Source organism: Cellulosimicrobium sp. EB106-03-01-XG111 (genome assembly GCF_058792115.1).
The window spans coordinates 21,365-44,949 of record NZ_JBYTEQ010000030.1 but is presented as its reverse complement, the minus strand read 5'-3'; the positions used below and the strand labels follow the sequence as shown (position 1 = coordinate 44,949).

At 73.9% G+C, this 23,585-nt stretch carries 19 protein-coding genes; 11 read left to right on the top strand and 8 right to left on the bottom strand.

The features are described 5' to 3' along the window. The first annotated feature begins 389 nt into the window (after nt 1-389). Nucleotides 390-1,670: an RNA 5'-3' helicase PhoH2 gene (phoH2, locus tag AC3WT4_RS19180; RefSeq protein ID WP_232422972.1), complete on the top strand. Its 1,281-nt coding sequence runs from the start codon at nt 390-392 to the stop codon at nt 1,668-1,670. Here the strand turns inward: phoH2 and AC3WT4_RS19175 are convergent. Beyond that, nucleotides 1,667-3,043, bottom strand: a complete 1,377-nt coding sequence (locus tag AC3WT4_RS19175) for an FUSC family protein (RefSeq protein ID WP_492316232.1) — start codon at nt 3,041-3,043, stop codon at nt 1,667-1,669. The genes phoH2 and AC3WT4_RS19175 overlap by 4 nt on opposite strands. Nucleotides 3,044-3,118: 75 nt before the next feature. Between AC3WT4_RS19175 and AC3WT4_RS19170 the strand changes: the two genes are divergently transcribed. Beyond that, entirely contained in the window at nt 3,119-3,607 is a 489-nt protein-coding gene (locus AC3WT4_RS19170) for a MarR family winged helix-turn-helix transcriptional regulator (protein WP_108049867.1), read from the top strand. An 82-nt stretch (nt 3,608-3,689) separates the two neighbouring features. On the opposite strand, the gene AC3WT4_RS19165 is transcribed toward AC3WT4_RS19170, so the two are convergent. Both AC3WT4_RS19165 and AC3WT4_RS19160 read right to left on the bottom strand, forming a co-directional pair. Continuing rightward, nucleotides 3,690-5,135 (bottom strand): class II fumarate hydratase, encoded by a 1,446-nt coding sequence (locus tag AC3WT4_RS19165; RefSeq protein ID WP_257419251.1) that lies wholly within the window; start codon nt 5,133-5,135, stop codon nt 3,690-3,692. Nucleotides 5,136-5,256: 121 nt separating this feature from the next. Further along, on the bottom strand, nt 5,257-5,934 hold the full coding sequence (locus AC3WT4_RS19160; RefSeq protein ID WP_043659766.1) for a carbonic anhydrase: 678 nt from the start codon (nt 5,932-5,934) through the stop codon (nt 5,257-5,259). A 130-nt stretch (nt 5,935-6,064) separates the two neighbouring features. Here AC3WT4_RS19160 and AC3WT4_RS19155 point away from each other — a divergent pair, with 130 nt between their 5' ends. The 4 genes from AC3WT4_RS19155 to AC3WT4_RS19140 all read left to right on the top strand — a co-directional run bounded on the left by AC3WT4_RS19155 (nt 6,065) and on the right by AC3WT4_RS19140 (nt 10,596). Next, nucleotides 6,065-7,357, top strand: coding sequence for a sugar ABC transporter substrate-binding protein (locus AC3WT4_RS19155; RefSeq protein WP_257419252.1), 1,293 nt, complete (start codon nt 6,065-6,067; stop codon nt 7,355-7,357). Continuing rightward, a complete protein-coding gene (locus AC3WT4_RS19150; protein WP_257419253.1) occupies nt 7,354-8,400 on the top strand; it encodes a carbohydrate ABC transporter permease in 1,047 nt (348 codons plus the stop codon). The genes AC3WT4_RS19155 and AC3WT4_RS19150 overlap by 4 nt, the downstream gene beginning before the upstream one ends. Continuing rightward, complete coding sequence (locus AC3WT4_RS19145; protein WP_034651432.1) at nt 8,400-9,251, top strand: carbohydrate ABC transporter permease; 852 nt, start codon at nt 8,400-8,402, stop codon at nt 9,249-9,251. The genes AC3WT4_RS19150 and AC3WT4_RS19145 overlap by 1 nt, the downstream gene beginning before the upstream one ends. Before the next feature lie 91 nt (nt 9,252-9,342). Continuing rightward, nucleotides 9,343-10,596, top strand: coding sequence for an ABC transporter ATP-binding protein (locus tag AC3WT4_RS19140; protein WP_074809206.1), 1,254 nt, complete (start codon nt 9,343-9,345; stop codon nt 10,594-10,596). A gap of 84 nt (nt 10,597-10,680) precedes the next feature. Here the strand turns inward: AC3WT4_RS19140 and AC3WT4_RS19135 are convergent, their stop codons facing one another. The 4 genes from AC3WT4_RS19135 to AC3WT4_RS19120 all read right to left on the bottom strand — a co-directional run bounded on the left by AC3WT4_RS19135 (nt 10,681) and on the right by AC3WT4_RS19120 (nt 14,797). Beyond that, nucleotides 10,681-11,643 (bottom strand): carbohydrate kinase family protein, encoded by a 963-nt coding sequence (locus AC3WT4_RS19135; RefSeq protein ID WP_108049875.1) that lies wholly within the window; start codon nt 11,641-11,643, stop codon nt 10,681-10,683. Further along, nucleotides 11,640-11,933 (bottom strand): exodeoxyribonuclease VII small subunit, encoded by a 294-nt coding sequence (locus AC3WT4_RS19130; protein ID WP_074809210.1) that lies wholly within the window; start codon nt 11,931-11,933, stop codon nt 11,640-11,642. Before AC3WT4_RS19130 ends, AC3WT4_RS19135 begins: the two co-directional genes overlap by 4 nt. A gap of 58 nt (nt 11,934-11,991) precedes the next feature. After that, nucleotides 11,992-13,320, bottom strand: coding sequence for an exodeoxyribonuclease VII large subunit (gene xseA / locus AC3WT4_RS19125; RefSeq protein WP_492316231.1), 1,329 nt, complete (start codon nt 13,318-13,320; stop codon nt 11,992-11,994). Between the two features lie 70 nt (nt 13,321-13,390). After that, nucleotides 13,391-14,797 carry a polysaccharide deacetylase family protein gene (locus tag AC3WT4_RS19120; protein ID WP_257418168.1) on the bottom strand — a complete coding sequence of 469 codons (1,407 nt, stop codon included), beginning with the start codon at nt 14,795-14,797 and terminating at the stop codon, nt 13,391-13,393. Nucleotides 14,798-14,994: 197 nt separating this feature from the next. Between AC3WT4_RS19120 and AC3WT4_RS19115 the strand changes: the two genes are divergently transcribed. Next, nucleotides 14,995-16,074, top strand: a complete 1,080-nt coding sequence (locus tag AC3WT4_RS19115) for a 4-hydroxy-3-methylbut-2-enyl diphosphate reductase (protein ID WP_342804001.1) — start codon at nt 14,995-14,997, stop codon at nt 16,072-16,074. Nucleotides 16,075-16,126: 52 nt separating this feature from the next. Here AC3WT4_RS19115 and AC3WT4_RS19110 read toward each other — a convergent pair whose 3' ends face one another. Then, the gene (locus tag AC3WT4_RS19110; RefSeq protein WP_257418167.1) at nt 16,127-17,635 is read right to left on the bottom strand and encodes a DNA recombination protein RmuC; all 1,509 of its coding nucleotides are present in this window, start codon (nt 17,633-17,635) and stop codon (nt 16,127-16,129) included. Between the two features lie 120 nt (nt 17,636-17,755). Between AC3WT4_RS19110 and AC3WT4_RS19105 the strand changes: the two genes are divergently transcribed. The 4 genes from AC3WT4_RS19105 to AC3WT4_RS19090 all read left to right on the top strand — a co-directional run bounded on the left by AC3WT4_RS19105 (nt 17,756) and on the right by AC3WT4_RS19090 (nt 23,531). Further along, nucleotides 17,756-18,634 carry an ABC transporter ATP-binding protein gene (locus AC3WT4_RS19105; RefSeq protein ID WP_083385291.1) on the top strand — a complete coding sequence of 293 codons (879 nt, stop codon included), beginning with the start codon at nt 17,756-17,758 and terminating at the stop codon, nt 18,632-18,634. Beyond that, the gene (locus AC3WT4_RS19100) at nt 18,616-20,202 is read left to right on the top strand and encodes a hypothetical protein (RefSeq protein WP_257418164.1); all 1,587 of its coding nucleotides are present in this window, start codon (nt 18,616-18,618) and stop codon (nt 20,200-20,202) included. Before AC3WT4_RS19105 ends, AC3WT4_RS19100 begins: the two co-directional genes overlap by 19 nt. Before the next feature lie 51 nt (nt 20,203-20,253). Continuing rightward, the gene (gene ychF, locus AC3WT4_RS19095; RefSeq protein ID WP_257418162.1) at nt 20,254-21,339 is read left to right on the top strand and encodes a redox-regulated ATPase YchF; all 1,086 of its coding nucleotides are present in this window, start codon (nt 20,254-20,256) and stop codon (nt 21,337-21,339) included. A 326-nt stretch (nt 21,340-21,665) separates the two neighbouring features. Then, nucleotides 21,666-23,531 carry an ABC transporter family substrate-binding protein gene (locus AC3WT4_RS19090; protein ID WP_492316230.1) on the top strand — a complete coding sequence of 622 codons (1,866 nt, stop codon included), beginning with the start codon at nt 21,666-21,668 and terminating at the stop codon, nt 23,529-23,531. Nucleotides 23,532-23,585: the final 54 nt, after the last annotated feature.

Sequence of the window (23,585 nt, the reverse complement as noted above, 5' to 3'; positions counted from 1 at the left end):
TCGCGTGCCCGGGGTGCAGCCTCCGCGTGAACGGTGGGTTAAACCTCGCGCGAAGGCGTGTCGGGGGTGGTGACCGGAATCACACGGGCGTAGTTTCGAGGAGACGGACGGCACCTTCGTCGTCCTCCGGGAGGCCAGCCGATGGGGTTCACGCTCCGCTCAGGAGGGCCGGCACCGGCGCTGCTGAGCCGTGTCACCCACGGCCCGACGGCCGGTCGCCCGCCTCGCCCAGAGAGAGAACGGCGCGCGTGCGCCGGAGGGGAGCCCTCGTGGTCCATTCCTCACCCACCGCCCACCCCGGTACCTCACCCACCCCCGGTACCTCACCCACCCCGCAGGACGGCGCACCGGACGGCGCGCGCCGCACGTTCGTCGTCGACACCTCGGTCCTGCTGAGCGACCCCCGCGCGATCGGGCGGTTCGCGGAGCACGACGTGGTCCTCCCGGTCGTCGTCATCACCGAGCTGGAGGCCAAGCGTCACCACGCCGAGCTCGGGTACTTCGCGCGCAGCGCGCTGCGCATGCTCGACGACCTGCGCGTCAAGCACGGCCGGCTCGATGCCCCGATCCCGGTCGGCGACGTCGGCGGGACGCTGCGCGTGGAGCTCAACCACACCGACCCGGGCGTGCTGCCGGCCGGGTTCCGGCTGGGCGACAACGACACCCGCATCCTCTCCGTCGCCGCGAACCTCGCCGCGGAGGGCCACGACGTCACGGTGGTGTCCAAGGACCTGCCGATGCGGGTCAAGGCGTCGGCCGTGGGCCTGCGCGCCGAGGAGTACCGGCACGAGCTCGCCGTGGACTCGGGCTGGACGGGGATGGGCGAGATCTCGTTCACCGACGCGGAGGCGGCGGCGCTCTGGGAGCACGAGTCGGTCGAGCTCACGAGCCTGGACCCGGAGGTCGTGGAGGCGGCCGGCCCGCTGCACTGCCACACCGGTCTCGTCGTGCACTCGCCGCGCGGGTCCGCCCTCGGGCGCGTCACCGCGGACAAGCACGTCCAGCTCGTGCGGGGCGACCGGGAGGTGTTCGGGCTGCACGGGCGCTCGGCGGAGCAGCGCGTCGCGATCGACCTGCTGCTCGACGAGAGCGTCGGGATCGTCTCGCTCGGCGGGCGGGCCGGGACGGGCAAGTCGGCGCTCGCGCTGTGCGCCGGGCTGGAGGCCGTCATGGAGCGCCGGCAGCACCGCAAGGTCATGGTGTTCCGGCCGCTCTACGCCGTCGGGGGCCAGGAGCTCGGCTACCTGCCCGGCTCCGAGGCCGAGAAGATGAACCCGTGGGCGCAGGCCGTCTACGACACCCTCGGGGCGCTCGTCTCGCCGCAGGTGCTCGACGAGGTGATCGACCGCGAGATGCTCGAGGTGCTCCCGCTCACGCACATCCGCGGGCGCTCGCTCCACGACGCGTTCGTCATCGTCGACGAGGCGCAGTCGCTCGAGCGCAACGTCCTGCTCACGGTGCTGTCCCGCATCGGGCAGTCGTCGCGCGTCGTCCTCACGCACGACGTCGCGCAGCGCGACAACCTGCGCGTGGGCCGGCACGACGGCGTCGCCGCGGTCATCGAGGCGCTCAAGGGCCACCCGCTGTTCGCGCACGTCACGCTCACGCGCTCCGAGCGCTCGCCCGTGGCGGCGCTCGTCACGGAGATGCTGGAGTCGATCGAGGTCTAGCCGGGCGTGCCGGGACGCGCGGGGGAGGGTCGTCCGGTCCCCTCCCGCGCGTCCCGGCCGGGGCGGGGCACGCGCGGGTGCACGAGGACGACGGCGAGGATGCCGACGACGGCGCCCAGGACCGTGTCGAGCGCGCGGTCGAGCGCGAGCGCCGACGGGTCGGCGGGGTGCGCGAGGGACGTCATGAGCAGCGCCATGGGCGTGATGGTGAGCATCGCGAGCCCGTAGTGGCGGCCCACGATCGTCTCGGTGACGGTCTGGAGCACGACGACGACGGCGGCCGTCCCCCAGAACCCGAGCGGCGCGGCGAGCAGCGGCCAGGCGAGGAGCGCGCCCGCGACCGTGCCGGCCCCGCGCTGCAGCGCCCGCACGACGGCGTGGCGCGCCGACTCGCCCTGGAGCACCGCGGTCGAGCCCATGGTCGCCCACGCGGCGTGCCCGAGGCCCGCGACGGCGGCGACCGCACCGGCGACGAGGCCCGCGACGCCGACGCGCACGGTCGGGAGGCGCCAGGGCGCCGCGGCCCGGGACCGCACCTGGGCGCGCAGGGTCGTCCGGACCGCCGGGACGGTGTCGCCGCGCGGTACGCCGGTCGCGTCGAGCGCCCGCTCGACCGCGTCGAGCTCCGCGGCGAGCGCGGGGACCGCGGCCCGAGGTCGCCGCCACGACGCGTCGTCCGCGAGGACGTCGCGCGCCCGGGCGACGGCGCCCCGGGCTGCGGTCGCGGCGTGCGGGGCCGCCCCGGGTCGTTCCGCGGCGCGCACGGCGTCGGCGGCGCGGCGGACCGCGAGGCGTGCGGGCGCCGTCGGGCGGACGAGCACGCCGGCCGTGCACACGAGCCACGCGAGGAGCGCGCCGCACGCGGCCGCGAGCGCGCGCGGACCGACGTCGGCGAGCGTCGGTGCGCCCGCGAGGCCCGCGCCCGCGGCGAAGACGACGATCGTCGCCCCGGGCGGGCCCGTGCGGACGAGGAGGCAGAAGGCCGTGGCCCCGGCGGCGAGGAGCGCGACGGCGGCGGTCGTGACGAGCGCGGGCGTGCCCGCCGCGGCGAGGAGCGTGAACGCCGCGATCGTGCCGGTCATGAGGGTGCCGACGGTGGCGAGGAGCGCGGCCCGACGGCGGTACGGGTCGTACCGGCCGTAGAGCGACGTGAGCGCGCCGAGCGACGCGAACGCCGCGAGGTCGGGACGCCCGAGGAGGCCCGGGACGGCGATCGCGAGCGCGACCGCGGCGCCGCAGCGCAGCGCGGCGGCGACCGTCGCGTCGGCGGGGCTCACGCGCAGGGCGGCGCGGAGGTGGGCGGGGTCGAGGACGTCCTGGGCGGCGGCGCGCACGGGCGCGAGCGCCGGGCGGGCGGGGGAGGAGAGGGGCATCGACGGACCAGCCTACCGGTTATTCCTTGGTGTTTCACCGGTGAAAGACTGTGAGCCTCGCCCTATCCTGGGTCCGTGGACTACGTCGACCGCGTGCGCGCGGAGTGGGCTGAGCAGCGGCCGGACCTCGACACCGCGACGTCGGCGGTCGGTGCCCGGCTGCGGCGCGTCGCCGCGCTGCTCGAGGCGGCGCTGGAACGCTCGGCGGCGCGGCACGACGTCTCGCGCGCGGAGTTCGACGTGCTCGCGGCGCTGCGCCGCGCCGGGCGGCCGTTGCGTGCGGGCGAGGTCACCACGATGACCGGCGCCCCCGGCGCCTCGATCACCAAGCGTCTCGACCGGCTCGAGCGCGCCGGCCTCGTCGAGCGCACCGTCGCGGAGCGCGACCGGCGCGGCGTCCTCGTCGCGCTCACGGACGCCGGGACGGCGCTCGTCGACGAGGTCTTCCCGCAGCAGCTCGACCGCGAGCGCGCCGCGCTGGTCGACCTCGACGAGGCCGAGCACGCGGAGCTCGCGCGCCTGCTCGCCGTCGTGCTGCGCCGCCTCGACCCCGTCGACTACTGACCTCCTCCCCCCGCGACGCCGGGGACGACGAAGGCCGGGCGGAGCGGGTCGTCCCCGCTCCGCCCGGCCTCCGGCTGGTCGCTCAGGCCTGCGGCGGGCGCGTCATCGACAGGACGTCGAGCGCCTCGTCGAGCTGCGCCTCGGTGACCTCGCCGCGCTCGACGAAGCCCAGGTCGATCACGGCCTGGCGGACCGTGAGGCCCTCCTTGACGGAGTGCTTCGCGACCTTCGCCGCCGCCTCGTAGCCGATGACGCGGTTGAGCGGCGTGACGATCGACGGCGACGACTCGGCCAGCGCGAGGGCCCGCTCGACGTTGGCCGTGATGCCCGCGACGGTCTTGTCCGCGAGGACGCGCGACGCGTTCGCGAGGAGCCGGATCGACTCGAGGACGCCCTGCGCGATCACGGGGATCTGCACGTTGAGCTCGAACGAGCCCGACGCGCCGGCCCAGGCGACGGTCGCGTCGTTGCCGATCACGCGCGCGGCGACCATGAGGACGGCCTCGGGCACGACGGGGTTGACCTTGCCCGGCATGATCGAGCTGCCCGGCTGCAGGTCCGGGATGAAGATCTCGCCGAGGCCGGTGTTCGGGCCCGAGCCCATCCAGCGCAGGTCGTTGCAGATCTTGGTGAGCGAGACGGCGATCGTGCGCAGCGCGCCCGACAGCTCGACGAGGCCGTCGCGCGAGGACTGCGCCTCGAAGTGGTCGCGCGCCTCGGTGAGGGGCAGGCCCGTGTCCTCGACCAGCAGCGCGATGACGCGCTGGGGGAACCCGGCGGGCGTGTTGATGCCGGTGCCGACGGCGGTGCCGCCGAGCGGGACCTCCGCGGCGCGGGGGAGCGCCGACTCCAGCCGCTCGATGCCGTAGCGGATCGCGGCGGCGTACCCGCCGAACTCCTGGCCGAGCGTCACGGGCGTGGCGTCCATGAGGTGCGTGCGGCCCGACTTCACGACCGTCGCGAACTCGGCCGACTTCGCCTCGAGCGCCTCGGCGAGGTGGCCCAGCGCGGGCACGAGGTCGCGCACGACCCCGGCCGTCGCGGCGACGTGGACCGACGTGGGGAACACGTCGTTCGACGACTGCGACGCGTTGACGTGGTCGTTCGGGTGCACGTCGCGCCCGAGCGAGCGCGTCGCGAGCGTCGCGAGGACCTCGTTGGTGTTCATGTTCGACGACGTCCCGGACCCCGTCTGGTAGACGTCCACCGGGAAGTGCGCGTCGTGCGCGCCCGACGCGACCTCGTCGGCCGCGGCGACGATGGCGGCGGCGACGTCCTCGTCGAGCACGCCGAGCTCGGCGTTCGCGCGGGCCGCGGCCTTCTTCACGCGGGCGAGCGCCTCGATGTGGCCGCGCTCGAGCGGGGTGCCCGAGATGGGGAAGTTCTCCACCGCCCGCTGCGTCTGCGCGCGGTAGAGGGCCTGCGCGGGCACGCGCACCTCGCCCATGGTGTCGTGCTCGATGCGGTACTCGGTCGTCGGTGCGGCCGCGCCGGCGGCGGCGCCGGGAGCCTCGGGAGATGCAGTCATGGGGCCATCCTGCCGCACCGCGCGCGGGCGCCCGCAACCCGCGTGAGCGAGGTCACGCGGGTCGCGGGAGCGCGTCCTCCGCGACCGCGCCGGGACCGCCGGAGCGGTCCGGGCCGTGGGGTCAGGCGTCGGCGCGGGGCTGCTCGCCGACGTCGCCCACGACGTCGACCAGGTGCGCGCGGCCCTCGGCGAAGTCGTACTCGACACCGACGATCGCGCAGCGGCCCTCGGCGACGGCCGCGGCGAGGCCGGCCGAGTAGGAGTGCAGCATGTCGACCGTGTTGCGCACGTGCTCGCGCCGCAGCACGGCGGGGTCGAGGTTCTCCAGGGTGCCGTTCCCGGCGCCGGTGATCTTCGCCACGGAGGGGATGACGCGGTCGACGACGGCCCGGACGAACCCGTTCGCCTGCGCGCCCGTCCGCAGGGTCTCGACCGCCGCGCCGACGGCGCCGCACGAGTCGTGCCCGAGCACCACGACGAGCGGAGCGGACAGCACCTCGACGCCGTACTCGATCGAGCCGAGCACCGTCGTGTCCACCACGTGCCCCGCCGTCCGCACGACGAACATGTCCCCGAGACCCTGGTCGAAGATGATCTCCGCCGCGACGCGGGAGTCGGAGCAGCCGAACAGGACCGTGTGCGGGTGCTGCGCGGCCGACGTCTCGCGTCGGCGGTCCGCGCCCTGCGACGGGTGCAGGGGGGCGTCGGCGACGAAGCGGTCGTTCCCGGTCCGCAGCGTCGCCCACGCCTCGGCGGGGGTGAGCGAACGGACCGGCTGTGCGGGGGCGGGAGAGGTCATGGCTCCCATCATCGCGCAGGTCGGGGCGTGCCCCGCGTGCCCGTTCGCATGGCGGGCCCGGCCGGGGGGCGGTATCCATGGAGGGTGACACCCCCGGTACTCGGGGAAGCCGCGACCGAGGGGAGCTGACGTGCGCCGACGCACCCGAGCGCTCGCCGTCCTGGTCGCCGTGGGGCTCGTGGCGCCGCTCGCCGCGTGCGGCCCGGGCGACGACGGGACGCCGGAGCTCACGTGGTACATCAACCCGGACAACGGGGGCCAGGCCGACATCGCGGCGGCCTGCACCGAGGCCGCCGGGGGCGCGTACCGCATCACGACCGAGCTGCTGCCGCGCGACGCCGCGTCGCAGCGCGAGCAGCTCGCGCGCCGCCTCGCGGCGAAGGACTCGTCGATCGACATCATGAGCCTCGACCCGGTCTTCATCGCCGAGTTCGCCGAGGCCGACTTCCTGGCCCCCGTGCCCGACGACGTCGCGCAGGCGACGACGCAGGACGTGGTGCAGGGCGCGATCGACGCCTCGACGTGGAAGGACGAGCTGGTCGCCATCCCGTTCTGGGCGAACACGCAGCTCCTCTGGTACCGCAAGTCCGTGGCCGAGGCGGCCGGGCTCGACATGTCGCAGCCCGTCACGTGGGAGCAGATCATGCAGGCGGCCCAGGACCAGGACAAGCTCCTGGCCGTCCAGGGCGCCAAGGCCGAGTCGCTCACCGTGTGGATCAACGCGCTCGTCGAGGGCGCGGGCGGCCACATCATCGACAACCCGGAGGCCCCGGCGGACGAGGTGAAGCTCGGCCTCGACACAGACGCGGGCAAGGCCGCCGCGGAGATCATCGGGGGCATCGGCACCTCGGGCGTCGGCGGGCCGGGCCTGCCGAGCGAGGACGAGCCCGCGTCGCTCACCAAGTTCCAGGGCGACCGCGGGTCGTTCATGGTGAACTGGCCGTTCGTCTGGTCGTCCACCCAGGGCGCCGTCGAGGCCGGGTCGCTCGACCAGGCGCTCCTCGACGACATCGGCTGGGCGCTGTACCCCCGCACGACGGAGGGCGAGGACGCCCGGCCCCCCTACGGCGGCATCTCGCTCGGCATCGGGGCGTTCGGCAAGCACACCGACCTCGCGTACGAGGCCGCGCAGTGCATCGTGAGCCCCGAGAACCAGGCCGAGTACTTCGTCACCAACGGCAACCCGGCCGCGAGCATCAAGGCCTACGACGACCCGGACGTCCAGAAGGCGTTCCCCATGTACGACGTCATCCGCGACTCGCTCGACCAGGCGGCGCCGCGGCCGCAGACGCCGTTCTACAACGAGGTCTCCACGGGCCTCCAGCAGACGTGGTACCCGCCGGCGTCGGTCGACCCCGACACGACGCCGCAGGAGTCCACCGAGTTCATCACCGCCGTCCTGCGAGGGGAGCGACTCCTGTGAACGCCGGACCTCCTACCGAGCCCGCGCCCCGCGGCCGGCACGCCACCACGCCGTCGACCACGACCGAGGCCGACCCGCGGCGCGGCGGGGCCGCCTCCCGGTCGGGGACCCGCGGCACGCCGGACGCCGCGGCGAAGGCCGCGCGCAGCGACCGCTCCCGGGCCGAGGCCCGCCTCGGCTGGTACCTCGCCGGGCCGGCGTTCGTCGTCATGCTCGCCGTGACGCTGTACCCGATCCTGCAGGCCGTCTACGACTCGCTCTTCAACTACAAGCTCACCGCGCCCGACGACCGGGCGTTCGTCGGGCTCAACAACTACGTCGTGATCCTCACGGACTCCGTGTGGTGGCGGGACCTCGGGGTGACGCTCTTCATCACGGTCGTCACGGTCGTCATCGAGCTGATCCTCGGGTTCGCGCTCGCGCTCGTCATGCACCGCGCGATCAAGCGCCTGCGCGGGCTCCTGCGCACCGCGATCCTCGTGCCCTACGGCATCATCACGGTCGTCTCGGCGTTCGCGTGGTTCTACGCGTTCGACATCACGTCCGGGTACGTCAACCACTGGTTCGACTGGGTGCCCGGCGTCGGCCCCGACCTCAACTGGTTCGCGCAGCAGGGGACCAGCCTGTTCGTCATCATCGCGTCCGAGGTCTGGAAGACGACGCCGTTCATCTCGCTCCTGCTCCTCGCCGGCCTGGCGCAGGTGCCGGGCGACCTGGAGGAGGCCGCGAAGGTCGACGGCGCGACCGCCTGGCAGCGGTTCGCGCGCGTCATCGTGCCGAACATGAAGGCCGCGATCATGGTGGCCGTCCTGTTCCGCGCGCTCGACGCGTTCCGGATCTTCGACAACGTCTTCATCATGACGAACGGCGCGAACGGCACCGAGGTGCTGTCCCTGCTGGCCTACCGCACCTCGATCGGCCAGCTCCAGATCGGCATGGGCTCCGCGATCTCGGTCCTGCTGTTCCTGTGCGTCGTGCTCATCTGCTTCATCGCGATCAAGCTCTTCAAGGTGGATCTCGCCGGCGCGAGGGGGGAGAAGTGATGGGCAGCGTCCTCAGCACCAAGGCCAAGATCTGGTGGGCCGTCATCACGGTCGTCGTCCTCGTCGGCGCGCTGTTCCCCGTGCTGTCGATCTTCATGACGAGCTTCAAGGGGCCCAGCGACATCAACTCCGGGACGTTCCTGCCGCCGCAGTGGAGCACCGCCAACTACGAGCAGATCCTCGCGTCCGGCGGCTCCGCGCAGGAGCTGTTCCTCTCCGCGCTGCGGAACTCGATCGGCATCTCGCTCATCGCGACGGTCATCGCCGTCGTGCTCGCGACGCTGTGCGCGTACGCGATCGCCCGCCTCGACTTCCCGGGCAAGCGCCTCATCCTCACGACGGCGCTCGGCGTCTCGATCTTCCCCGTCGTGTCGATCGTCACGCCGCTCTTCAACCTCTGGCGCAACATCGGCCTCTACGACACCTGGCTCGGCCTGATCATCCCGTACCTGTCGCTCACCCTCCCGATCTCCATCTGGACGCTCGCGGCGTTCTTCCGCCAGATCCCGTGGGAGCTCGAGCAGGCCGCGCAGGTCGACGGCGCGACGCCGTGGCAGGCGTTCCGCAAGGCGATCGTCCCGCTCGCCGCGCCGGGCGTGTTCACCACCGCGCTCATCGCGTTCTTCATCGCGTGGAACGACTTCGTCTACGGCATCTCGCTCACGTCGACGAGCGCGGCCCGACCGGTCCCGGCGGCGCTCGCGTTCTTCACCGGCGCGTCCTACTTCGAGGAGCCGACGGGGGCGATCTCCGCGGCCGCGGTCGTCGTGACCATCCCCGTGGTGATCCTCGTCGTGCTGTTCCAGCGCCAGATCGTCTCGGGCCTGACCCAGGGGGCGGTGAAGGGATGAGCACCGCGTCCCCGGCCCGCCCCGTCCACCACCGCACGCCGCCCCGGTCCGCCGGGCACCGTGCCGCACGCCGCACCCGAGGAGAGAGCTGATGGCGTCGATCACCCTCAAGGACATCGTCAAGCGCTACGGCGACGGGTTCCTCGCCGTGGACAACGTGAACCTCGACATCGCGGACGGCGAGTTCGTCATCCTCGTTGGCCCGTCCGGCTCGGGGAAGTCGACCGTCCTGCGCATGATCGTCGGGCTCGAGGACATCACGGCGGGCGAGCTCGAGATCGACGGCGTGCGCGTCAACGAGAAGGCACCGCGCGAGCGCGACCTCGCGATGGTGTTCCAGAACTACGCGCTCTACCCGCACCTCACGGTCGCGGAGAACATCGCGTTCCCGCTGCGCCTCGCGAAGGGCAAGCACAGCGAGGAGGAGATCCGGGGCAAGGTCGAGCGCGCGGCCGACATGCTCGACCTGCGCGAGCACCTCGACCGCAAGCCCGCGAACCTCTCGGGCGGCCAGCGGCAGCGCGTCGCGATGGGCCGGGCGATCGTGCGCGACGCGAAGGCGTTCCTCTTCGACGAGCCCCTGTCGAACCTCGACGCCAAGCTGCGCGGGCAGACCCGCACCGAGATCGCGCGCCTCCAGCGCCGCCTCGGCACGACGACCGTCTACGTCACGCACGACCAGACCGAGGCGATGACCCTCGGCGACCGCGTCGCCGTCCTGCGCCGCGGCGTGCTCCAGCAGGTCGCGAGCCCGCGCGGCCTCTACGAGCAGCCGGTCAACCTGTTCGTCGCGGGCTTCATCGGCACGCCGCCCATGAACTTCCTGCCCGGCGAGGTCTCGGGCGGGAAGATCACGCTGCCGTTCGGTGAGTTCGACATGCCGGAGAGCATCGCGACGGCCGTCGGCGACCGCGGCCTGGTGATCGTCGGCCTGCGGCCCGAGCACTTCGAGGACGCGCGGCTCGTCGACCCGGCGAAGAAGGACCGGGGCCACACGTTCGAGGCCCAGATCGACGTCACCGAGTGGCTCGGCGCGGAGCTCTACGCCTACGTCCCGTTCGAGATGCACGAGTCCGTGAAGGGCCAGCTCGACGAGCTGGACCGCGAGCTCGACGGCGAGGGGGTGCGCACGCAGTTCGTCGTGGCGCTCGACTCGGCGTCGCGCGCGCGCGACGGCGACGTGACCGACCTGTGGTTCGACCCGACGAAGATGATGATCTTCGACCCGGAGACGAGCGAGAACCTCACGCGCGACGACGCGGAGGCCGAGCGCATCGAGCAGGAGAACGTCGAGGACCGCAAGCGGTCGCTCGAGCGGGCGCAGAAGCAGGACGCGCAGGTCTGACGCGTTTCTCGGCCGCCCGGGCTGTCGCCCGGGCGGCCGAGCCGTGTCCGGGCTCGTCGACGGGCCTCCGCGCGGTGCTCCGGCTCAGGCGGAGGCGAGCTCCGCGCGTCGCGGCGGGTTGGCCCCGGCGCGCGAGACGGTGACGGCGGCGACCGCGACGCAGCGGCGCAGCACGTCCGCGAGCACGGCGGCGTCGATGGCACGCAGCGCCTCGCGCCGGTCCGCGCCGAGCAGCCCGGCGTCCCACAGGCCGTCGAGGAGCGCACCCATGAACGAGTCGCCCGCCCCGACGGTGTCGACGACCTCGACGCGCGGGGCCGTGACGCGCTGCTCGCCCGCCGCGGTGACGGCGACCGCGCCCTCGCCGCCGAACGTCACGACGACGAGCGCCGGACCGAGGGCGAGCCACTCGCGCGCGACGGCGACCGGGTCCGCGCCCGGCACGAGCCACGCCACGTCCTCGTCGCTCACCTTGACGACGTCGGCGAGCGCGACGAGCGCCTCGATCCGGGTGCGCGCGTCGGCGGGGTCACCCATGAGGGCGGGCCGGGCGTTGGGGTCGTAGGTGATCGTCGCGGTGTCGCGCGCCGCGGCGACGAGCGCGCGGACGTCGGACGCGCCGGGCTCCAGCACCGCGGCGATGGAGCCCGTGTGCACGGCGAGCGTGCCGGCGTCGGGAGCCGTGCCCGCCGGGACGCGCCACTCCAGGTCGAACTCGTACGTGGCCGCCCCGTGCGCGTCGAGGTGCGCGGTGGCGACGCTCGTCGTGGGGGCGTCGGTGCTGCCGGGCGTGAGGGTCACGGCGGAGTCGTCGAGCCACGCCCGCACCGCCTCGCCGCGCGCGTCCTGCCCGAGCCACGTGGCGAGCCGGGCGTCGCGACCGAGGCGCCCGAGCGTGAGCGCGACGTTCGCGAGGCTGCCCCCGGGGTGCTCCGCGACGCTGCCGTCGGCGCGGTGCACGACGTCGACGAGCGCCTCGCCCACGACGAGGACGTGCTCGGTGGGCGCCGCGGCGGCGGGCTGGGCGGGGTCCGTGCTGGTGCTCATGCGTCGTCTCCGGTCGGGTCGTCGGGGTCGGTCGTGCCGCGTGCCGGCGCCTCGTCCTGCGAGCGCGCCGCGTCGAGGCGGGCGCGCGCGCCGTCGAGCCACTCCTGGCAGCGCGCGGCGAGCGCCTCGCCCCGCTCCCAGAGCGCGAGCGAGTCCTCGAGCGGCTCGCCCCCGGCCTCGAGCCGGGCGACGACCTGCACGAGCTCGTCGCGCGCCTGCTCGTAGGAGAGCGTCGACACGTCGGGCGTGACAGCGTTGTCAAAGGAAGTCACGGCAGTATTCAACCCCATCTGTGCGTCATGGCCCGACCGGTCGTCCGGCGGGCGGTCGGGAACCGGCGCGGGCGCGTCACGACGCCTCCCGGCCGGGAGCGGGTCCGTCGTCGTGCGTGCCGGTGACCGCCGCGTCCAGCGCGCCGTGCGCGAGTCGCACGCGCACGGCGTCGCCCGTCGCGACGTCGGCGGGGGAGCGGACCACGTGCCCGTCGGCCCGCTGCACGACGGCGTACCCCCGCTCGAGCGTCGAGGCCGGGGACAGGGCCCGCACCTGGGCCTCGAGCCGGCCGACCTCGCCCGCCGCGCGCACGAGCCGCGCGTCGAGCGCCCGGCGTGCCCGGTCCCGCAGGGCGCCGACCCGCTCCTGCCGGTCCGTGAGCATCCGCCCGGGGTCGGCGAGCACGGGCCGCGACCGCAGCGCGTCGAGGCCCGCCTGCTCGCGGGACACGCGCCCCGCGATCGCGCTGCGCAGGCGCTGACGGCCCTGCGCCACGCGGGTGCGCTCCTCCGTCACGTCGGGCACCACCCGCTTGGCCGCCGCCGTCGGGGTGGAGGCGCGGTAGTCCGCGACCAGGTCGAGCAGCGGGCAGTCGGTCTCGTGGCCGATCGCGCTCACGAGGGGCGTGCGGCACGCCGCCGCGACGCGCACGAGCGCTTCGTTCGAGAAGGGCAGGAGGTCCTCGACGGCGCCCCCGCCCCGCGCGACGACGATGACCTCCACCTCCGGGTCGGCGTCGAGCGCGCGGATCGCGTCGCCCACCTGCTGCACCGCGTGCGCGCCCTGGACGGCCACCTCGCGGATCTCGAACCGGACCTGGGGCCAGCGGGCGCGCGCGTTGACCACCACGTCGTGCTCCGCCTTGGACTCGCGCCCGCACACCAGCCCCACGACGGCCGGGAGGAACGGCAGGGGTCGCTTGCGGTCGGCGTCGAACAGGCCCTCCGCCGCGAGCACGCGCTTGAGGTGCTCGATCCGCGCGAGCAGCTCGCCCACGCCGACGGGGCGGATCTCGCGCGCCTGGAGCTGGAGCGTGCCGCGCCGCGTCCAGAACACCGGCTTCGCGTGCACGACGACGTGCGCGCCCTCCTCCACCGGCGCGCCCTGCAGCACGCGGGACGCCGCCGACACCGGGAGCGACATGTCGAGGTCCGTGTCGCGCAGCGTGAGGAACGCCGTCGACGTGCCCGGGCGCCGGTTGAGCTGGACCACCTGGCCCTCGACCCAGACCGGCGCCATCCGCTCGACGTACTGCTCGATCTTGCGCGACAGGAGCCGGACCGGCCACGGGTGCTCCGCGCTCGTCTCGAGCGCACGCGCCGGGAGGGGGCCGCGCGCCGCCGGACCGGCGGACGCGGCACCCGGGCGCGGGGCGTCGTCGGGCAGCGGGACGGAGGCGGTCACGGGACCAGCCTGCCGCACCCCACCCACGCCCACCCAACGCGCCACGATGCCGAGCGCGCCGCTCGGGCGGTCAGGGCGCGAGCAGGTCGACGGTGACGAGCCGGTAGCCCTGCGCGCGCAGGTCGTCGACGATCCCGGGCACGGCGTCGACGGTCGAGGCGTGGATGTCGTGCATGAGCACCACGCTGCCCGGGCGCGCGCCCTCCACCGCGCGGCGTCGCGTCTCCGCGGCGTCGCGCGTCTTCCAGTCGAGCGTGTCGAGGTTCCACAGCACCACCTGGAGCCCGGAGCGGAGCGCGAGCGACCGCACGCGGTCGTCGACGTCGCCGTACGGGGGCCGCAGGAGCGTCGGGGTGATCCCCGCGGCGCTCTCGATGGCCGCCTGGGTGCGCGCGAGCTCCTCGCGGACGGCGTCGTCGTCGAGGGTCGTGAGCTGGGGGTGGTCCCAGGTGTGGTTCGCGAGCAGGTGGCCCGCGGCCGCCGTGTCGCGCACGACCCCGGGGCGTTGCTCGACGTTGCTCCCGACGAGGAAGAAGGTGGCCGAGACGTGCTTCTCCGCGAGCACCTGCAGGAGCCGCTCGGTGTCGGGCCCCGGGCCGTCGTCGAACGTGAGCGCCACGCACCGCTCGACCGCGCAGTCCACGCCCGTCGCCCGGGCCTGGTCGCGCCGCTGGGCGAGCTGGAGCGCCAGCCGGTCCGACCAGACGGCCTCCGTCGCGGCGAGCACCGCGTCGCGCAGCGCCACGGTCTCGGCGACCGGGGCGCCGCCCGGGCCGGCGTCGAGCGTCGTCGTCGCCTGCGCCAGCAGCCCGTCGAGCGTCGTGCGCGTGCCCTCGTCCGTGACGAGGCCGGCCGACTCCGTGAGGACGGGCCGACCCTCGGCCGCCGCCGCGTCGAGGCCGTCGTACGCCCACTGCCGCTGCGCGGTCGCGACGGGCTCCGCCGCCTCGACGACGGCGGAGGCGGCCTCGTGCAGGGCGTCCGCCGTGGGCTCGGAGCCTGTCACGACCTCGACGTGGACGGCGGGACGCGAGCCCGGGTGCAGCGGGTTCGGGCGGGACAGCGCGTCCACGGTGCGGTCCTCCTCCGGGTAGGCCACCGGGGTCGTGCGGAGCGCGGTGGCCGCCTGGAGCGCCGTGGCCAAGGGCTCGCGGACCGCCGGGTCGTCCACCTGGCCCTCGCTCGCGGCGAGCAGCGCCGCGCCCGCGACCTCGGCGGCGCTCGTCGGGACGAGCCGCGTGAGGTACGCCGCCTCGGCCCTCGCGCGGCCGTCCGTCGCGTCCTGCGTCACGCGCGCGACGTCGGCGTCGTAGCGCTCGACCGCGGCGACCCAGGAGCGGTGCTCCAGCGTCCCGACGACCACCACGGCCGCCGCGACGACGACGAGCAGCAGCGGGACGAGCCACCACCACACCCGGCGGCGCCGTCGGGGCGCGTCGGGCGCGGGTGACGTCGTGCCGCCCGGGTCGTCGCTCATGCCCTCGATCTTGGGGGGCGGCGGCACGGACGTCGACCCGACGCGCCCGGCGGGCGGGCGAGACACGCGTGCGGCAGGCCGCGGCTGCGGAGGGTCTGTGTGCTCCTCGCGCGCGGCTCGTGACGACGTCGAGGTCGGGCGGTGGGTGACCGGCCTCACCGGGGTCGGGCGACCGCCGCTCGCCTAGACTCGGGAGCGTGAGCGTCCTCCCCGCCGGCTCGTCCGCGTCCCCGACCGACCGCCCCGTCGCGACCCCTGCCGTCGACGGGACCCGCAAGCGCGTCCTGCTGGCGGCGCCGCGCGGCTACTGCGCGGGCGTCGACCGCGCCGTCGTCGCGGTCGAGAAGGCGCTCGAGCACTACGGCGCGCCGGTCTACGTGCGCAAGGAGATCGTGCACAACAAGTACGTCGTCGAGACGCTCAGCGATCGCGGCGCGATCTTCGTCGACGAGACGGACGAGGTGCCGGAGGGCGCGCGCGTCGTGTTCTCCGCCCATGGCGTGTCGCCTGCCGTGAAGGCGGCCGCGGCCGCGCGCAACCTCGACACGATCGACGCCACGTGCCCGCTCGTGACGAAGGTGCACAAGGAGGCCGTGCGCTTCGCCAAGGACGACTACGACATCCTGCTCATCGGCCACACGGGCCACGAGGAGGTCGAGGGCACCGCGGGGGAGGCCCCCGACCACGTGCAGGTCGTCGACTCGCCCGACCACGTGGACGACGTCGTGGTCCGCGACCCGGACAAGGTGGTGTGGATCTCCCAGACGACGCTCTCCGTCGACGAGACGATGGAGACGGTCCGTCGGCTGCGGGAGAAGTTCCCGACCCTCCAGGACCCGCCGAGCGACGACATCTGCTACGCGACGCAGAACCGCCAAGTCGCGGTGAAGAAGCTCGCTCCCGACGCCGACGTGGTCATCGTCGTCGGCTCGGCGAACTCGTCCAACTCGGTGCGCCTCGTCGAGGTCGCGCTCCAGGCGGGGGCCGGGGCGTCGTACCGCGTCGACCACGCGAAGGAGATCGACCCGACCTGGCTCGACGGCGCGACGACCGTGGGCGTGACCTCGGGTGCGTCCGTGCCGGAGATCCTCGTGGACGACGTGCTCGCCTACCTCGCGGAGCGCGGGTTCGGCGCGGTCGAGGAGGTCCGCACGGCCACGGAGGACCTCATGTTCTCGCTGCCGCGCGAGCTGCGCGCCGATCTCAAGGGCTCGACGGCCGACGGCGGGCGCCCCGCCCGCGGCGGCCGCACCTCGCTCTCCGTCCAGCCCGTCTGACGCCGGCGTCGGCTGCGGCGGTCGGCCGTCGCGGTCGGCCCCGGGGGAGCGGTCAGGCGCTCGCCCCTCCGGCCGACGGCTCCCGCCGGGGCTCGTCGCGGTCCTCGGGGCGCTCGTCGATCGCGACCACGGACTCGTTGACGGACGCGAGCAGCTCGGGCGCGCTCACGGCGCTGAGCTGCGGGTTCACCGTCGGGGGCGTCGTCAGCTCGTCGTCGACCACGTGCAGGTCCGCGAACCGCCGCGCGCTGACGAGCACGCGCGTCTCGAGCGAGCCGACGGTCCGGTTGTAGGAGTCCGCGGCGCTCTGGAGCTGGCGCCCGAGCTTCGCCAGGTGCGACCCCATGACCGCGAGCCGCCCGTGGAGCTCCTTGCCGAGCGTGAGGACCTGCTGCGCGTTCGTCGCGAGGGCGTCCTGCCGCCACGCGTAGGCGATCGTCCGCAGCATCGCGACCATCGTCATGGGCGTCGCGATGACGACGTTCTTCGACACCGCGTGCTCGAGGAGCGACGGGTCCTGCTCGACCGCGGCCGAGAGGAACGACTCCGCCGGGACGAACATGACGACGAACTCCGGCGCCGGGCCGAACTGGTCCCAGTAGCGCTTGGCACCGAGGTCGTCGACGTGCTTGCGCATGTGGCGGGAGTGCGCGGCCAGGCGGTCGGCGCGCACGGCCGGGTCGGTGGCGCCCTGGGCGTCGAGGTAGCCGAGGAACGCGACCTTCGCGTCGACCACGACCTGCTTGCCGCCCGCGAGCCGCACGACCATGTCCGGGCGCAGCGCGCCGTCGTCGGTCGCGACCTGGTCCTGCTCGACGAAGTCGACGTGGGGGAGCATGCCCGCGGCCTCGACCACGCGCCGGAGCTGGAGCTCGCCCCACGCGCCGCGCACCTGCGACGACCGCAGTGCCGTCACGAGCTGCGACGTCTCGGCGCGCAGCAGCTCGGACGCGTCGCGCACCCCGCGCACCTGCTCCGTGAGGCTCCCGTGCGCGGCGAGGCGGGCGCGCTCGGCCTCGGCGACCTCCGCGCGCACCTTCTCCAGCGCGCCGGCGAGCGGCTCGACCAGGTGGCGCACGGCCTCCTCGCGGCGCGCGAGCTCGGCCGCCCCCTGCTCCTGGCTGCGTCGCATGCGCTCCTCCGCCTGCACGAGGAACTGCTCCGTGCCCGCGGCGAGCACCTTGCGCGAGAGCGCCTCGAACTGGGCCTCGAGCCGCCGGTGGTCGCCCTGGATCTCCGCGACGCGGCGCTCGGCCGCGGCCCGCAGCTCCGCGAGCTGCTGCTCGTGGGTGGCCCGGGCGAGGTCGAGCCGCTCGTCGGCGCTGCGCTGGGCCGCGCCGAGCTGGCGCGCGAAGCCCTCGCGCTCCGCCTCGAGCCGCTCGGCGAGGCCCGCGCCGCGCGCGGCGTCCTGCTGTGCCTGGCCCAGGAGCTGGGTGAGACGGCGGACCTCCGCGCCCGCGGCGTCGGGCGAGGCGCGGCGCACCGCGAGCACGAGCGCGGCGCCGACCACCAGCCCCAGCACGAGTCCGACGGCGAAGAGCAACCATCCCGAGGAGTCCATGGCCGCACCCTCCCACGGGGCACCGACAGCACGGCCGGTCGGCGCGCGGTGCGGACGTCGTCGTGCAGGTCGTGACAAAAGGCACCGCCGTGCGCCCGGGGGCTCCGCTACCTTGGCGGCATGGTCGATCCCCACCCCGTGCCACCCGTCGCGCCCTCCGGCGCGCCCGCCCCCGGCCTCGCGCCGGGCGTCGCGCCCGACCCCCGGCCCACGGCTCCCCCCGGGCAGCCCGCGCCCCCGGACCCCACCGCCGCGCTGTCCCTGCGCGCGCTGTGGAAGCGCTTCGGGGAGAAGATCGCGGTCGCCGGCATCGACCTGGACGTCCCGGCCGGCTCGTTCTACGGCCTCGTGGGCCCCAACGGCGCCGGCAAGACGACGACGCTCTCCATGGCGACGGGCCTTCTGCGGCCCGACGCCGGTTCCGCGCACGTCCACGGGACGGACCTGTGGGCCGACCCGGCCGCGGGCAAGCGCCAGCTCGGCGTCCTGCCCGACGGCGTCCGCCTCTTCGACCGCCTCACCGGCGCCCAGCTCGTCACCTACGCGGGCCTGCTGCGCGGCATGGACCGCGACACGGTGGCCGAGCGCACCACGGAGCTGCTCGCGGCCCTCGACCTCGCGAAGGACGCCAACACGTTCGTCGTCGACTACTCCGCGGGCATGACGAAGAAGATCGCGCTCGCGACCGCGCTCATCCACGCGCCGCGCACGCTCGTGCTCGACGAGCCGTTCGAGGCCGTCGACCCGGTCTCCGCGGCGAACATCCGCGACATCCTGGCCGGCTACGTCGCCAGCGGCGGGACGGTCGTGGTGTCGTCGCACGTCATGGACCTCGTCCAGCGCATGTGCGACCACGTGGCGGTCGTCGCGGGCGGGCACGTGCTCGCCGCGGGCACCGTCGACGCGGTGCGCGGCGACCAGAGCCTGGAGGACCGGTTCGTCGAGCTCGTGGGCGGTCGGCAGAGCACGGAGGGCCTCGCGTGGTTGCGCAGTTCGTAAGGCTCAAGCTCACGCTCATGGGGAACTCGTTCCGCCGGAGCGTGTGGCAGACCATCGGCTTCGTCGTCGGCGTCCTCTACGGGCTGTTCGTCGTCGGGATGCTCGTCGTCGGGATGGTCGTCCTCGGCACCGAGGACGCCGCGCTCGCGGGGTCGATCACGATCCTCGCCGGGGCGCTCGCCGTCCTCGGCTGGTGGGTGATCCCGCTCTTCGCGTTCGGCGTGGACGCGACCCTCGACCCGCAGCGCTTCGTGCTGTTCGGCATCCCGCAGCGCCGGCTGCTCGCGGGCCTCGCCGTCGCGGGCGTCGTCTCGATCCCGGGCATCGTCACGGCCCTCGCGGCGCTCGGCGCGTCGTTCGCGTGGTGGCGCACGCCCCTCGCGGTCCTCGCCGCGCTCGTGGGCGCCGTCGTCGCGGTCGCGCTCTGCGTCGTCGGCTCGCGCGCGACGACGACGGCGCTCGCGCCCCTGCTCGAGTCGCGGCGCTACCGCGAGGTCGTGACGATCGCCGCGTTCGTGCCGCTCGTCCTCATCGGGCCCGCGTTCGCGTGGCTGGGGTCCCAGCTGGGCGAGGGCCCGGTCGACGGCGACGCGGTGCGCGGCATGGCGACGAGCCTCGCCGACGTCGCGGCCTGGACGCCGTTCGGCGCGCCGTGGGGCCTCGGCGCCGCGGTGCACGACGGCGCGTGGGGCCTCGCGCTCGCGCGGCTCGTCGTCGCGCTGGCGACCCTCGCGGTCGCGTGGGTCGTGTGGGACAAGTCGCTCGCACGTGCCCTCGTCACGCCGCCCACCTCCGGCGGGGGCGGCCGTGCCAAGGGCCTCGGCTTCTTCTCACGTCTTCCCGCGACGCCCACGGGTGCCGTCGCGGCGCGCACGGCCACCTACTGGCTGCGCGACCCGCGCTACTCCGGGTCGATCGCGGTCGTCCCGCTCATCCCCGTCGTGCTGCTCGTCGTCGGCGGCGGCACCGGCTCGGAGATCTTCCTCGCGCTCGCGCCCTTCACGGCGTGGATCCTCGGGTTCTCCATCTCGGCGGACATCGCCTACGACCACACCGCGTTCGCGCTGCACGTGTCGTCGGGCGTCCCGGGGCGGGCGGACCGCTGGGGCCGGGCGCTCCCCGTGCTCGTCGCCGGCGGGGCCGTGACCCTCCTCTTCGCGCTGGTCTCCGTCGCGGTGGCCGGACGCTGGGACGCGCTGCCCGCCCTGCTCGGTCTCACCGCGGGCACGCTGCTCACCTCGACGGGCATCTCGAGCGCGACGTCGGCGCGCCTGCTCTACCCGGTGCCCAAGCCGGGCGACAGCCCGTTCAAGCAGCCGCAGGGCGCCGCGATGGCCACCCTCGCCGCCCAGACGGTCGCGATGCTCCTCGTCCTGGCGCTGTCGCTCCCGTTCCTCGTCCCGGGCGTCATCGCGATCGTCGCCGACCTGCCCGTGCTCGGGTGGGTCACCCTCGCGGTCGGCGTGGTCGTGGGTGCCGTCGTCCTCGTGATCGGCGTGCGGTGGGGCGCACGCACCTACGACCGCCGGGCGCCCGAGCTCCTCCAGCGCGTGCTGTCGTACGCCTGACGCGCGGGCCGGGACCGCGCGCCGCGGTCCCGGCCCGTAGACTCGGCCGACGTGGCACTCACTATCGGCATCGTCGGCCTGCCCAACGTCGGCAAGTCCACCCTCTTCAACGCCCTGACGCGCAACCAGGTCCTCGCCGCGAACTACCCGTTCGCGACGATCGACCCCAACGTCGGCGTCGTGTCCCTCCCGGACCCGCGCCTCGACAAGCTCGCCGAGATCTTCGGCAGCCAGCGCGTCCTGCCCGCCACGGTGTCGTTCGTCGACATCGCGGGCATCGTCAAGGGCGCGAGCGAGGGGGAGGGGCTCGGCAACAAGTTCCTCGCGAACATCCGCGAGGCCGACGCCATCTGCCAGGTGACGCGCGCGTTCTCCGACCCGGACGTCGTCCGCGTCGAGGGCTCGACGGACGCCGAGGGCGACATCGAGACGATCAGCACCGAGCTGATCCTCGCCGACCTCCAGACGCTCGAGAAGACGGTCCCGCGCCTCGAGAAGGAGGTCCGGATCAAGAAGGGCGACGCCGCCCTCCTCGACGCGGCCCAGAAGGCGCAGGCGGTCCTCGAGTCCGGCACGACCCTCTTCCAGGGCGCCGCCGCGGCGGGCCTCGACCTCGCGGACGTCGCGGGCCTGCAGCTCCTCACGGCGAAGCCGTTCATCTACGTGTTCAACACCGACGACGCGGGCCTCGCCGACGAGGACCTCCAGGCGCGCCTGAGCGCGCTCGTCGCGCCCGCCCAGGCGATCTTCCTCGACGCCAAGTTCGAGTCCGAGCTCGTCGAGCTCGAACCCGACGAGGCGAAGGAGATGCTCGCGGAGTCGGGTCAGACGGAGGCCGGCCTCGACCAGCTCGCGCGCGTCGGCTTCGACACGCTCGGCCTGCAGACGTACCTCACCGCCGGGCCCAAGGAGGCGCGCGCGTGGACCATCCGCAAGGGGTGGACGGCGCCGCAGGCGGCCGGGGTCATCCACACCGACTTCGAGCGCGGCTTCATCAAGGCGGAGGTCGTCTCGTTCGAAGACCTCGTCGAGACCGGCTCCGTCGCCGCGGCGCGCGCCGCGGGCAAGGCGCGCGTCGAGGGCAAGGACTACGTCATGGCCGACGGCGACGTGGTGGAGTTCCGCTTCAACGTCTGAGACGCAGGTCACAGCCCTGGGCGCCCGCCGCATCGTGAGACGCGGCGGGCGTCCGTGCGTCCGGGCCCGGACGTTTCGCGCGTGTTTCCCCGCCGTCGCGGCCCGGAAACGCGCCCGTACCGGCCAGTATCAACTCGGTAACGATCACCTGCCGCAACCGGGCAAGGGGGAGATCCTTCGCAACTTGCTGGGTAGCGTGGCCTCAAACCGTGGTGGGCATGCCCGTCCACGCGCGCCGACCCCCGGGCGAGCGCGCGAGCGACGGGGCGGCCGAGGGGCGATCGACGCCCGCTCGTCCGCGCCCACCATCCCTTGGAGGAGGAACATTGAAGATCAGGCGCACGAGTGCCGCCCTGGCCGTGACGGTCACGGGGGCGCTGCTGTTCTCGGCGTGCAGCGGCACGTCGGGTGAGGGCGAGACCGACGGCGGCGACGACGCGGGCATCAACACCGCGACCGCCGTCACCGTCGCGTGGGAGGCTCCGCTCAACGAGCTCAACCTGAGCTCCCAGAACGGCAACGCGACGCAGAACGCCGTCATCAACTACATGCTCAACTCGGGCTTCAGCTACTACGACGCCGACCTGAACATCGTCAAGGACGAGTCGTTCGGCACGTACGAGAAGCTCTCGGACGACCCGCTGACGGTGAAGTACACGTTCGGCGACGACACCAAGTGGTCGGACGGCACGCCGGTCGACGCGACGGAGATCCTGCTGGACTGGGCCGGTCAGTCCGGCAAGTTCAACACGGTCGAGGCCCAGACGGACGAAGAGGGCAACGTCACGAACCAGGCCGAGGTGGACGCCGGTGTCTACTTCGACGGCTCGGACCCGGGCGTCGCGCTCATCTCGCAGAACCCCGAGATCTCGGACGACAACAAGTCGATCACCGTGGTGTACGACAAGCCGTTCGGTGACTGGGAGCTGAGCTGGACGAACGAGTTCGTCCCGGCGCACGTCGTGGGCCAGAAGGCGCTCGAGATCGAGGACCCGGAGGAGGCCAAGGCCGCCGTCCGCGACGCGATCCTCAACAACGACACCGCGGCGCTGGCGAAGATCTCGAAGTTCTGGAACGAGGGCTTCGAGTTCACCTCGCTGCCGGACGACCCGTCGCTCTACGTCTCCAACGGCGCGTACACGCTCGAGGAGTACAAGGAGAACCAGTACCTCACGCTCAAGGCGAACCCTGACTTCAAGGGCAAGAACAAGGGCTCGGTCGAGACCATCACGGTCCGGTACATCGACGACCCGATGGCCCAGGTCCAGGCGCTCGAGAACGGTGAGGTCGACCTCATCGGCCCGCAGGCCTCCGCGGACGTCCGCACGGCGCTCGAGGGCCTCGACGGCGTCGAGACCCACTCCGGCATCGAGGGCACGTACGAGCACGTCGACCTGGTCTTCCAGAACGGCGGCCCGTTCGACCCGGCCAGGTACGGCGGCGACGCCGAGAAGGCCAAGGCCGTGCGCCAGGCGTTCCTGCTGACGATCCCGCGTCAGACGATCGTCGACAACCTCATCAAGCCGCTGAACCCGGACGCCGAGGTGCGCAACTCGAACATCCTGCTCCCGGGCTCGCCGAACTACGACGAGATGGTCGCCGAGAACGGCTCGGACTTCTACGACGCCTCCAAGGCGGCGGAGAACCTGGAGAAGGCGAAGCAGCTGCTCGCCGACGCCGGCGTTGCCACCCCGGTCCAGGTGCGCTTCGCGTACAACAACGAGAACACGCGCCGCGTGAACGAGCTCGCGCTCATCACCGACACCGCGGCGCAGGCCGGCTTCGAGATCGTCGACACGGGCCGCCCGGCCGCCGAGTGGGGCACGCTCCTCGCCACCGGCCAGGACCAGTACGACGCGTCGCTCTTCGGCTGGCAGTCGACCTCGACCGCGGTCACCGAGTCGGACGCGAACTTCCGCTGGGCGCCGAACCCGGGCGTCAACAACTACGGCAAGTACAACAACCCCGCCGTGGACGCCGCGCTCGACAAGCTCCAGGTCTCGACCGACCCGGAGGAGCAGTTCCAGCTCCAGCTCGAGGTCGAGAAGAACCTCTGGGCCGACGGCTTCGGCGTGACGATCTTCCAGTTCCCCGCCATCCAGGGCTGGGACGAGAACCTGAAGGGCGTCGAGTCGATCACGATCAGCCCGACGATCTTCCACGGGTTCTGGAACTGGACGTTCGAGGGCTGAGTGCCCTGAGTCCCAGACGCGCCCTGCCGCCGCCCCGTGCGGTGGCAGGGCCGT